7 protein-coding genes are annotated in these 12590 nt (G+C 43.9%); all 7 read right to left on the bottom strand.

Going from position 1 to position 12590, the window contains the following annotated elements:
• Positions 1-100 precede the first annotated feature (100 nt).
• The 7 genes from DWX23_RS20790 to DWX23_RS20760 all read right to left on the bottom strand — a co-directional run bounded on the left by DWX23_RS20790 (position 101) and on the right by DWX23_RS20760 (position 12512).
• The gene (locus tag DWX23_RS20790) at positions 101-1111 is read right to left on the bottom strand and encodes a FecR family protein (RefSeq protein WP_122375870.1); all 1011 of its coding nucleotides are present in this window, start codon (positions 1109-1111) and stop codon (positions 101-103) included.
• Positions 1112-1252: 141 nt separating this feature from the next.
• Positions 1253-1801, bottom strand: a complete 549-nt coding sequence (locus tag DWX23_RS20785) for an RNA polymerase sigma-70 factor (protein WP_122375869.1) — start codon at positions 1799-1801, stop codon at positions 1253-1255.
• 168 nt (positions 1802-1969) lie between these two features.
• Positions 1970-4252: a hypothetical protein gene (locus DWX23_RS20780; RefSeq protein ID WP_233587715.1), complete on the bottom strand. Its 2283-nt coding sequence runs from the start codon at positions 4250-4252 to the stop codon at positions 1970-1972.
• On the bottom strand, positions 4249-6084 hold the full coding sequence (locus tag DWX23_RS20775) for a right-handed parallel beta-helix repeat-containing protein (protein ID WP_122375868.1): 1836 nt from the start codon (positions 6082-6084) through the stop codon (positions 4249-4251). The genes DWX23_RS20780 and DWX23_RS20775 overlap by 4 nt, the downstream gene beginning before the upstream one ends.
• Positions 6071-8287: a glycoside hydrolase family 3 C-terminal domain-containing protein gene (locus tag DWX23_RS20770; protein ID WP_122375867.1), complete on the bottom strand. Its 2217-nt coding sequence runs from the start codon at positions 8285-8287 to the stop codon at positions 6071-6073. Before DWX23_RS20770 ends, DWX23_RS20775 begins: the two co-directional genes overlap by 14 nt.
• Before the next feature lie 13 nt (positions 8288-8300).
• Positions 8301-10745, bottom strand: a complete 2445-nt coding sequence (gene galA / locus DWX23_RS20765; protein WP_122375866.1) for a beta-galactosidase GalA — start codon at positions 10743-10745, stop codon at positions 8301-8303.
• Between the two features lie 30 nt (positions 10746-10775).
• The gene (locus DWX23_RS20760; RefSeq protein WP_122375865.1) at positions 10776-12512 is read right to left on the bottom strand and encodes a discoidin domain-containing protein; all 1737 of its coding nucleotides are present in this window, start codon (positions 12510-12512) and stop codon (positions 10776-10778) included.
• Positions 12513-12590: the final 78 nt, after the last annotated feature.

Below are 12590 nucleotides of genomic sequence, written 5' to 3'. Positions count from 1 at the left end.
GGCAGAATAAAAGCACAAGCATATATATTTCAAAAGGCATGGAGATTAGGGGTCTCTGTGCCTTTTACGCATAAGGCAGAATACGTCTAAAAAGACTTTCCTATTTATATCTGATCGTCACCTCCTTTCCGTCTAGTTTATACTCTATTGGAGAAATTTTATTGATCATCTCTAATAATTCTGTTAATGATTCCGTCTTAATTGTAAACCAATAAGATTTTGAGACGTCTACATTCGATAACGTAATATCTACTCCATACCAACGTCCCAGTTTCTTCCAAACTTCTTCTACAGGATCACCATCAAACTTTAAAAGATTGTGATGCCAGCTCGCTTCGATCTCCGCATCACAAGATTCAACCCGGCAGGACAAACTCTTTTTAGAAACTATAGCTTCCTGATCAGGAGACAAATAGGTCAGCAAATTTTGATTTTCGGCCGACAGTAAGCTAACCTTCCCTCGAAGCAAAGCGACCTTTATGGCCTCTTCATCTGTATAAGCACTGACGTTGAATGCCGTACCATGCACTTTTACATCCACAGTACCCGTCTTGACTATAAAAGGATATTGAGTATCTTTTTTAACGTCAAAGAAGGCTTCTCCTTCCAGATTGACAATACGGTCATGCGTACTATATTGATAATTATAGGACAAACGCGACCCGGAATTTAACCAGACAAGTGTACCATCAGGAAGAACAAGTTGGGTTTTCTGCCCAGAAGGAGCCATAATTACATTTTCAAACTGAGATGCCTGCCAGGAATCTTTTTGACTATTAAATAAAAAAGACAAAGAAAATCCAAGAATCAAAGCTATAGTAGCTGCAATACCGGAGATGCGGATCAATAGTGAGCGGGAATACAACGGGACCTGTTTTACTTTATGACGGATACGATCCTGTATCTTCTCCCAAACTTCGACTTTGTCGGGTATCACATACGAAGAGGCATTCACCCGTACACCTTCCCATTGCTGCTGCAATTTATTCAGTAGAAGACGATGTTCGGAATCTTCATTCAGCCAATGATTTACTTTCTCCCTCTCAGACAATGTACACTGTCGGGATAAGTATTTAGCCAGTAGTTCATATGGTATTTGTTGCTCGTTCATTTTCTTGTTCTTTGTTAGTTGACACATAAATCCCCCTAAAACCCCCAAAGCCCTATAAATTATTTTATGAATAAATTGAAATATATGCCATCCAACCACCCAAAAGAAGCGTTGCTTCACAAAAAACCAAGTAAACTTATGTCAGTAATTCTTTGATAAAAGGGAAAGTAATATGATCATCACCGATTCATCAGAATGAGCTGCTATGTATTCACGGATCTTTTTTAATGCAATACCCATCTGATTCTCGACAGTCTTTACGGAGATTTCCTTTACAACAGCTATTTCTTTATAGCTTAATTGTTCTTCACGGCTCAGGATAAATATCTCCCGGCACTTTTCAGGTAAAGATCCGACAGCAGCTTGTAATAGTTGATAAAATAACTCACGGTCCACACAATCGACCGATTCGTTTTTCTCTAATTCAATACGGGCCCACTTCTCTAATAAAACAGTATGATTATCTTCATCACGTAAATAGTTCAGCATCCGGTTACGGGCACTGTTATATAAAAAAGTCTTGATATATTGTATTTCTTGTCCTTCATAGTCCTCCCATAAACAGACAAAAACATCCTGCACCACTTCCTCTATTACCTGATAATCACGGGTATAGTAATTCAAGAAGCGGCATATAGTTTCAAAATAGTCATTATATACATCTTTGAATGTTCTTTCATTGATGATCATGGTGGTATAGCTTTTTCATTAAATCATCTCGTATCCCTTTTCGCGCAAAAATAGGCAAATAAATAACATATAAATAAGAAATAACGAAAAAGATAAAGCTTGCAGGGACTGGCTAAAAACAGATATTAAAACAAATCAGTACACCTGCAAGCATGAAAAGCATATTAATCAATCATTTACTACAAACAAATAACTTGTACCCGGTAAAGTTTCCAAATGAAAAACATCGTCTTCCAGTTCTTTTTCATCCAGCAGCTGCCCGGACTTCCGGACTTCCATCCGGACTTTCTTTTGTTTCCAGGGATTCAATAAAGTCAACGGTCGTCCTTGTTCGCTCACTATGGTAAGGGAAGTAACCTCTTTATTTTTCAATTCTGCGGATACCAAAAAAGCACCCTCTACCCGTATCTGATGGAAAGAAGCATCTTTCTCACGCGGCCAGACCGGAAAAACACGGACAATATCCTGATGTCCCATACAAAGCATCTCATTGATCGTATTGGGGACAGTGCTCCAATTTTCAATGCCGTGCGGATTATCCAGCTGGAATCCGTTCGGATACGTATGGCGGGAATAGGCATTCAGATGAATCAGGATGCTATCCGGATCATATCCTATCCGTACGGCTGCCGGGAAAAAGCTGTTCGTTCCGTTGAAATCGGACCAACGTCGCATTTCATCGACTGTATTATATGCAATCTGCAACAATTGCGGGTCTGAATTCAAGCCGATCTGCCCTGCCGGATAAATATGCTGTATCCCCAAGGTATTATCGCCCCACCAATCCGTACCTTTCTCCGTATAGCGAAAGACTGTTTTTCCGTTCCGCTCCTGTAGCGGATAATCGGACATATGATCTTTGATAAATGCCCATTGCTCTCTTTTATCTTCATCGACACCTAAAAAAGAACTCATATCCGATACTGTCTGCATGACCATCCGAACCAATCCCAAAGACAGGATCGGGTTCATTGTTCCTACTGTGCCTTCGTGGATGGCATCATTATAAATGACATAGCGATCTCCTTCAAGAGTCAAATATTTTTCCCAGAAAGCGGCAACACCCTTCACGAACGGATATACTTTCCGGGTATATTCTTTATCCCAGGTCCGGTAAAACTGCATCGACATATTGACAACCGCATAAGAAGAGTTGCTCTTCTGTCCCATGAAGAAACCTTCATCCTCCACCAGCTTTCCATCGATCCAACCTTTAAAATATGTATCCATAAAGGGAGAACGACGGGTCGTTTCGATACCTAACGGCCCTGCTCCCACCGGTAATAAGATGCCGTCGGAAATACCTGTTACTTTTTCTGAATAATAATTACCACGGGCTATCTGGGCAAGCATCGGCATATAATACGGATCGGCCTGTTCGATACGGTTGGATGAATACAAACCGTAATAGGGAGCCATATGATTATAATTCAAATGGTAGTCACCGTTCCAGTTAGGACGTTCCCGGGTAATCCAGGTGCCGAAGATAGAAGGGGGAAAATCCTTATCACGGCTACAAGAGGCCATTCCGTAGAGAGACAGATAGTACTGCTTTTCTATTACCGAATCCGGTATACTGACAAAGGATTTCTGCCAATAATCTTTCCACCATTCCTGATGATGCTTTTCAATCTCATTTAAATGGGTAAAAGAACAATCTTCAACTCGTTTAATGACATCAGCAACACAGTCATTACTTTTAAAGTTACTAGAGAAAGCACAGACCAGACGAACCGGTTTACCTGGCTTCAACACAAAACTACCATCGGAAGACTGCCCCATACGTAAAGCCATAGCCGCTTTCGTCGGAATGTCAACAGAATCTTCGAAAGTTCTCCACAAATAAAAGACTCCTTCCTTTGTAACGCCGACCTCCCGTTCATCAGGAAAAACACGTTCTAACGGTGGATTATTTATTGTTTCTTTCTCGCCCGGTAAGGATAGATTCACGTACCCTTCCACGCTATCTTCACCATTCATTTCCAGTTCAAGAACCAATAAGTCCTCTTCTGCTGAAATATAAGTTTTATAAGATACAGACAGGTCACCTTTTGTAAACCGGGCAGTCGTAGTTGCATCGTACAACTGTTGCTCCACCAGATAAGAGGCACCTTTCAATGCCGGCATCGACAACTCAATTTTGCCTAACACCAACGGATATGATTCATCTAACGCCGACTTCAACCGCCAGAAATCATTTCTTGCCACATAAAAGGTTTGTGCTTCGGGCGGACCGGCTAAAGCAACGCCGGTAAAACCATTCCCCAATAAAGGAGCATCTACCGAATTACGGTTGGGGATCCGTTTCGGAGGCTCGGTAAAACGTATGGTATGTTTCCGTATGATTGCCTCCGATTGTTGTTCACTATCACTAAGATCATTGCACGAGAATAAGAAAACACTCAATGCAGACAAGCCTAATGCCATCAACAAATTATTATTTTTTCTCATTTGTCCAGTGTTATATCTTTAGAAAACCTCACATGTTTCTTTTTCATATTTTCCAGATGTAAACCCGAAGACAGAATATCTCCCTCCCAGTTCGTTCCTTCGATAACGACCTGACTGCAACCGTTCAGGAAGAAGGCCTGTTTATTAGAAGATCGCGGATGCAAATCTTTAGTCCGGATAACCGTATTATTCTTAAACGCCAGTTCCTTCGTACTTTTGGCATAAAGAATCGGATAATCAAACACCTGAAATTCATTATCTTCTATACGTACGTTTTTATGAACGGGCCGATCAGGATCTATTTGTGTATTCGAAGGATTCAATGCAATAACAGCATTACCCGGACCACCCTGATAAGCACAATCTATAAAAGTATTATTCCGAATCAAAATATCACAGACCGGACCCGATTCGAACCAGCCTTCAGCATCTCCCTCTATCAGGATCGCACTCATACCAGTTTTCTCGAAAGTGTTATTTTCAATAATGGCTTTACGAGGGGTTGTAATTAACAGCCCACGCGTACAAGTACGGGTAAAGTAACTGTTACGTATCTCAACCTCCGGCGTACAAGTCATATTCTCAACACAATCCAATCCGAACTCAATATCTGCCGGAACAGGATTATCCAGACGCACTATAACCTCTCTGTCTGATACCCGTCGAACCTCCTGCACCTTCGCCCTTTGATAACGTTCCATACGTTTGGCTCTGATAAAAGCGACTTCATCTCCTTCATGAAAAGCAACGAAACCATAACTCTGTCCATGCATAAAACGAAGTCTTAACGTATTAGCATCCATTTTTTCCATGATCCTCAGATTGGTACCATGTATATTTATCGGATCATCATGAGCACCTTCATAACGGCAATCCGAAATGTTTATCATTCCACTACACCCGGAAAAATGCATCATATCGGCAGATGCCGCAAGTATCCTGCCACTACCTTCCGGCGGAACACAATTGACATGGTCCATAGTAATATTATTCACAAACTGACTGACAATACCTAAACCATGCATATAATGCATATTCACATGCTGCAAAACAATATCGCGACTCTCCAGTATAAACATTCCGACCTGGTCACGAATAACATCGCGAGCAGTTAATATATTCCCTTCTTTCGGATGAAAATCAGAAGGAGTCGAAAAACTTACAACTCCATGAGACAGTTCTTTTGCTTTTGATTTGGATAAGACATTCCAACCATTCGTATAAACGGAAGTTTTCTTTTCCGCATCATATTCATTGCAATGAATACGATTCGACTTCCATCCTTCACCAAACAGATTTATATATCCGTCCACTATTTCATACCACGAATCCGGATGTAAAGTAACGACAGTTTCTCCGGTCGCAACCCGGGTATATCGAATCTCTGATGCAGTCGGACGCTGGAAGTTTGTACTTATATTCCGGATCTGTATATTTTTACAATGGTCCAGTACCATTGTGATCATTTTCCCGTGATACATTAACAAAGAGCCATTCCCTTCGACAATAAGATCCTCCATCTCTTTAAACAATAATCCTACTGTCTTTATTTTTGAAGGACACTCTTCTTCTGTGGATGTATTAGATATAAAATATTCAGCACGAACAGCACCTTCCGGCCAGATATCATAGCGCCCTTTCGGAAAACACAAGACTTTTGCACCTGTCTGTTTACAAGCTCTTATCGCTTCCTGTAAACCCGTTACAACATTCTCATAAGTATTAGGTAATACACCAAAATCCGAAACATAAACGGTGTCTATTCTATTTGCCTTTACATAACAGGCAAATAGAATAAAACACAATAATAAAAAATATTTAGTATACGACATAAGGTTCTCCTTCAATCTTCAACTCGCCGAAACTTCCTTCCGATTTATAAGGTTGACCTCCGCCGATATATAATTCCACAGGACCTTCTTTCTGAACCAGATTTCCTTTATCGTCGACCAGAGCCAACTCTTCCGGAGAAAGGGTGAAAGTGACAGTCTGGCTTTCGCCCTTATTCAGATGAATACGTTTGAAACCTTTCAAGGCACGCAACGGGACACGGGTATTTTCGTTTTGAGGATGAGAGACATACAACTGAACAACCTCATCGCCATCCCGTTTACCGGTATTTGTGACTGTCGTTGTTACCTGGATACTTTCACCGGTCTTCACAACAGAAGCATTCGACAACGGTTGATAAGCAAATGTCGTATAACTCAAACCGTAACCGAACGGATAACGGACATCGCCTTTGAAATAACGGTAGGTACGGTTCGCCATCGAATAATCTTCGAAATCAGGAAGATCTTCGTCATTCATATAAGTAGTCAGCGGCATACGGCCTGCCGGGTTATAATCACCGAAAAGGACATCGGTAATGGCATCGCCCGCAGCTTGTCCGCCATACCAGGCTTGCAGGATGGCGTCGGCATTACGGCTTTCCCAATCGAAGCTCATAACAGAACCGGACATATTGACCAGGATCAACGGGCGGCCTGTCTTTTTCAGTTCTTTCATCAACTCTGTCTGCACAGGTGGTAATTTCATCGTTGTACGGTCACCGCTGGCAAAACCGCCGTAACCTGCGGCTCCGGCATCACCGGCCTCGCCTTCATAATCGGCACTGATACCACCGACAAAGATAATGATGTCTGCTTTCTTAGCCTGTGCGGCTACCTGGGCAAAAGAAGGGGCACCTTCCAGTTTCTGAACAATACCGACACCTGTCAGCGTATCGATCTGAATCGTATTGCCAAAACGTTTCTTCAAACTCTTGTACGGGGTCATAATTTCGCTGGGCACACCAAAATAATTAGCCAACAATGTACTACCATTATCCATATTCGGACCGATTAAAGCAATCCTTTTAATCTTAGAAGCATTCAGGGGAAGTATATTCTTATTATTCTTCAATAAGACCATCGACTCCTGCGCCATCTTATAAGCATGTGCCTTATGCGCATCGCACTCGATCACTTCACGCCCGATCGTAGCATACGGAACACGGTCAGCCGGGTCATACATACCTAATTTGAACTGTATTTTGAAGAGACGAGCCAAAGATACATTTATATCTTTTTCCGAAATAATACCCTGCTGGACGCCTTGCTGAAGTTTCTGATACAAATCACCACATTCCAGGTCGGTACCTTTCAGTACTGCATCTGCTACAGCATCTACATCATTGCTATGCGTTTTGTGATGATGAGCAAAGTCCTTTACAGCCCAACAGTCGGAGGTCACATAGCCATCAAATTTCCACTGGTTACGAAGAATATCCTGTAACAATTCATTGTGACCACAGCAAGGTTGTCCTTCCAGCCGATTGTAAGCGCACATCACACCATGTACTTTCGCTTTCGTCACCAGCTCGCGGAAAGCCGGCAGATACGTATCCCACAAATCATACAAAGAGGTACGTGCATCAAAATAGTGCCGATTACCTTCCGGTCCGCTATGTACGGCATAGTGCTTGGCACAAGCTACCGCTTTCAGATAATGAGAATCACTACCTTCCAAGCCACGGACAATGGCCGTTCCCATCTTACCTGTCAGATAAGGGTCTTCGCCATAACACTCCTGTCCACGTCCCCAGCGGGGATCACGGAAGATATTGATATTCGGAGTCCAATAGGTCAGCCCACGGTAAATACTACCGGTCTTTCCTTCCCGTAAATCTTCGTTAAAGAGGGCACGGCCTTCCGAAGAGGTCATATCGCCCATAAGTTGCAAAGCCTCCGTGTCAAAGGTAGCAGCCATACCGATCGCCTGCGGAAAAACAGTCACCTTTTCCTTCGTACGTGCCACACCGTGCAGCGCTTCGTTCCACCAGTTGTAAGCAGGTATACCTAAACGGGGAACCGCCGGGGCGGCATGTTTCATCAACTGGACTTTTTCTTCCAGCGTAAGGCGGGAAATAATATCCTGTACACGTACGTCCAACGGAAGGTCAGGATTCCGGAACGGATAATCATACGTTTGTGCAACCAGGCCGTTCAGAGAGAGAGCAGCCAGTAAAACGATACTTTTCAGTTTGTTTTTCATGAGATTATCTATTTTATTTTGTTACTTCGACAATGATTTTACTCTCTTTCAGTCCTTCCGATACGGCTGTCAGTTCAATAGGTTGTCCTGAACGGTCACTGGTAACAAGCACCTGGGCATAACCACCGAAAGCATTCCTGTGCACATCGCTGCCTGCGGGGAAGACATCCGGTTCGTGACTGGAAGGATGACCGTTCCCCACTCCCAGGATCTTACCGTTACGGACATCGAAATGAATTCCGTTTTCGGCAGTCGGTACCACACGCCCTTTGGCATCCAAGACTTTTACGGTGATGATAGCAACGTCATTGCCGTCACCCTGAATAGCAGAGCCATTTTCACTGACCAGTTGCAAGGAAGCCGGCTTTCCGGTAGTTTCTACCAACTCTATATATTTCTTTCCGTTCTTCTTTCCTTTTGCCAACAACTTACCCGGAGCATATTTAACACGCCATTCGGGAACATCAAATTTGCCAACCTGCTTTTTACCCAAACTCTTACCATTCATGAAGAGTTCGACTTCATCCATATTGGTATACAGGTGTACGTTTACCGAATCGGTACCGATTCCATTCCAATGAGGAAGAATATGCAACACCGGTTCTTCCGTCCACCAAGCCTTATAATACCAGAAAGCATCTTTCGGGAAGCCACAATAGTCTAAGATACCGAAATGAGACACTACGCCCGGCCAGTAATGTTCTACCGACTCGCCACCATAATCGAAACCGGTCCAGACGAAGGCTCCGGCAACAAATTTACGTGCATCCACATAGCGCATCCACTCCTGCGCACGGGCACCCCATCCCGGATGGTCGCGGTCGTAAGCCTGATGGAAACCTTTAGCGGCATTCGTTTCATAGATGCCACGTGTCATAACCGTACTTGCTTCTTCTGTGAAAATACAGGGCAGGTTCGGGAATTTCTCGTGTACAGCGTCGATATTACCTATCTTATAATAGTTCGAACCCTGTACGTCGACGGCATAAGTGAAGCCTTCCCCCCAACTACCGTTCATCGCCGCCGTGCACGGACGGGAAGGATCCAGTTTACGCTGAACGGCTTTCATGCGCTCAACGATCATACGACCTTTTTCCGAGCCTTGTATCGCCGGTTCTTCATTTCCTAAACACCAAATGATGACGGACGGATGGTTACGATCGCGACGGATCACGGTCTTCATCTGATTCAATCCCTCATCGCTGGAACTCAATACACGCATTTCATCCATAACCAGCATACCCAGTGTATCACAGGCATTCAATACAGCCGTTGTCGGAGGATTATGGGATGCACGATATGCATTCACTCCATATTCTTTCAGACGGGCGATTCGCCACGCATTCAGCTGGTCCGGAACAGCAATACCTACGCCGGCATGGTCCTGATGGCAACATACGCCCTGGATCTGAACACGTTCGCCATTGAGGAAGAAACCTTCGTTGGCATCAAAACGGATATCACGGATTCCGAAAGAAGTATCATAACTATCTACGACTGCTCCATCCACCAGGATATCCGTATGCATCGTATAAAGAGTCGGCGTCTTCAGCGACCAAAGACTGGCCTCCGATACGTTCATCTCTATCTCAAACAGTTCGGTTTCCAATGGTTTGATAGAGAGTGTGCCGCCCGACTTGTTTATTTCCCGACCTTGATGGTCGATTATGGAGTTTTGCACAATTACATTGGCCACATTGCTACTCTGATTGGAAACTTCTACCTGCGCCTTTACGCGTGCCTCCTTCGTCTGGAGATTGACATCGCTCGACACAAAAGTTCCCCACTGGGGGATATGGATCGGAGCGGTGCGATGGAGCCATACATTCCGGTAAATACCGGCACCTTCGTACGACCATAATTCAGAATGAGTAGCATCTACACGTACGGATATCACATTTTCTGCATCCGGTTCATAATTCAGACATTCAGTCACATCGAATACCAAAGGAACATAACCGCTTTCGCCACGTCCCAGATAAATACCGTTCATCCACACCTGGGCATCACGGAATATACCTTCAAACTCCAATGTATAACGGTCTCCCTTTACCAATTCAGGAGTGAACCGTTTCCGGTACCAGCCCACACTATTTTCAGGTGAACGCCCGCCCAGTTTACGGTATCCTTTTACCTTGAACTGCTCTTTGCTGTAATCCAAAGCCATTCCCCAATCATGCGGCAGAGATATCTTCTCCCATTTGCTGTCATCGAACTTCTGCGTATGAGGAATAGACAAACGCGACTCCTGGTCCGCATTCAATAAGGTCGACTCCTGTAAAAATGCCACCTTTGAAAACGACAGTGCCTGTCCATAATTAAAATCCTTTTCCGGATTAGCCGCATGCCCTTTGGCGAAGAGCCAATCCTGATTCAACAACACTTTCTCCCGTTGTGACTGAGCTCCCATCCAAAGGGCAGGGAGCAATAACATCACCGTAAAAATCAATCTTTTCATTCTTCGATCTTTTGTTTTCTATTCTATATATTATTGGCAAACTTCTATCTGCGACGTTTGAGTAACGCCATTCTCATTATAAGTATCTATGGTAAAATAATAAGTAACACCTTTATTAAGACTTCCGATCTCCAGGGTTGTCTCTCCCATTACCTGGAAATTGTTATAAAGTTTGTCTTCCGCCACGCCATAACGGACAATATATCCCTGGGTATGCGGCACTTCATTCCAACTTAAACGAACTTTACACGGGTCGGCAAGATCGCGTTGCACCGTAAAATCATTGATCGCACGCGGCTTACTGCCCAGACCGTTACCGAATATCCTCAAATCGCGGACGGACAGGTTCTGGGATACTGTATATTCTTTATTTTGCAATTTGATATACCGGGCTTTGAACGGAGCCTCAAATTCGATATAGTCGTGAGGCGTATCTGTTTTTTTAGTACTGTAATCCACTACCGGATACCAATCCTCGCCATTCGCCGAAGCATAGATCAGATAACTCTGGTAAACGCCGGGGACAAAGCCCCGCTGGTTGGCTCCGTATTCGTCGAAATTCACCTGGATCGCCTGGATAGATGCCAGCTGTTGCAAGTCGACCTGTAGCCATTCGTTCTCTTTATTCGAGGCGGCAACCCAAGCCGTACGGGCATCCTCATCGACTGTGTTTCCTGCCGGATACCCATCCAGCGAAGAAGAAACAGTCACCGGCTTCTTATAAGACAGCAGCATCCAACCGGGTTGATAGTTTCCGGCTGTTTGTTCTTTCCCTCCGGGCAGATACATCGGATAATCGCCCAAATAAGTATTTGTATGCAGATAGCCGTCTTTATCGAATCCGGCAGGATAAAAAGAGACTCTCCGCTCAAACATATGGCGGACAGAGATCGAATTGGTCGCAGCCTTCCAATAGTTTTCGTTACCAGCCGTAAACATACAGCCATGTCCGGCACCACCGATAAACCCAGTCGGTTTATAAGAGACCGGGCTGTTTTCCATATAAGTAAACGGACCGGTAGGCGATGTACTGACATACACACCATCCGCATACGATTTCCACTCGGTTCCGGGGCCGGCATATTGTAAATAATACTTTCCCTGATGAGCCGTCATCCAGGCACCTTCGATATAAGGACGACGGGGAAGTTCGTTCAGTTCGCCCGTCCGTTCCCAGCCGTAATTTTCTTTATTGCTGTTAAAGCAAGCGACTACTTCTGTCTTTGCTTCCAAGGTATTCAGATCCAACACCTGCATATAAATCGGATCGACAGGTGAGCAGCCATAATACATATACAAATTATCCCCTTCCACATAGAAAGCAGGATCCCAGAAAGACCAGATCTCTTTCACCGGTTCCCATTCCCCTTTTTCCGGAGCGGATGAACGGTACAACATGCCTTTCCCGTGAGTGGAACCGACATAATACAGGTAGTCATTATGTATAAAAAGTCCCGGTGCATAGTCCTCGATCGGCAGCACTGAATCGGTTATAAAAACATGCTTCCAATCGGTAAAGTCATTGGAATACCAGTAGCCTGACGACTTGGAAGCAAATAAATAATAGTTGTCTTTGAAAGAGACTACGACCGGATCGGCAGCTTCCCGAATCCCCTGACCTCCATCTATTTTCATAAACCGGTAATTCAGATTGACCGGATTACAAAACGTTTTCGGAGACTGGGCTATCTTTGCTTCGATCTGATGGGAATCCTGGCAACTTACCAAAAAGGGTACAGCCAGTAAGGTTAGCAATAACTTTTTCATACTTCTTGTATTTATCACATATAAAGATTGAGTTTTTCAGGTATTTACGGAGACAAATATACAGATTAGCAAGTAGAT

Origin of the sequence: Parabacteroides sp. AF18-52, from assembly GCF_003479145.1 — a bacterium.
Lineage (GTDB): Bacteria > Bacteroidota > Bacteroidia > Bacteroidales > Tannerellaceae > Parabacteroides > Parabacteroides faecis.
The sequence above is the reverse complement of the archived record's forward strand: the minus strand, read 5'-3'. Positions and strand labels throughout refer to the sequence as shown.

Excerpts from the sequence above, each read along its gene's own strand:
- DWX23_RS20785 (WP_122375869.1), bottom strand. The coding sequence starts at position 1,801 with ATGATCATCAATGAAAGAACATTCAAAGATGTATATAATGACTATTTT.
- DWX23_RS20770 (WP_122375867.1), bottom strand. The coding sequence starts at position 8,287 with ATGAAAAACAAACTGAAAAGTATCGTTTTACTGGCTGCTCTCTCTCTG.
- DWX23_RS20775 (WP_122375868.1), bottom strand. The coding sequence starts at position 6,084 with ATGTCGTATACTAAATATTTTTTATTATTGTGTTTTATTCTATTTGCC.
- DWX23_RS20790 (WP_122375870.1), bottom strand. The coding sequence starts at position 1,111 with ATGAACGAGCAACAAATACCATATGAACTACTGGCTAAATACTTATCC.
- DWX23_RS20780 (WP_233587715.1), bottom strand. The coding sequence starts at position 4,252 with ATGAGAAAAAATAATAATTTGTTGATGGCATTAGGCTTGTCTGCATTG.
- galA (WP_122375866.1), bottom strand. The coding sequence starts at position 10,745 with ATGAAAAGATTGATTTTTACGGTGATGTTATTGCTCCCTGCCCTTTGG.
- DWX23_RS20760 (WP_122375865.1), bottom strand. The coding sequence starts at position 12,512 with ATGAAAAAGTTATTGCTAACCTTACTGGCTGTACCCTTTTTGGTAAGT.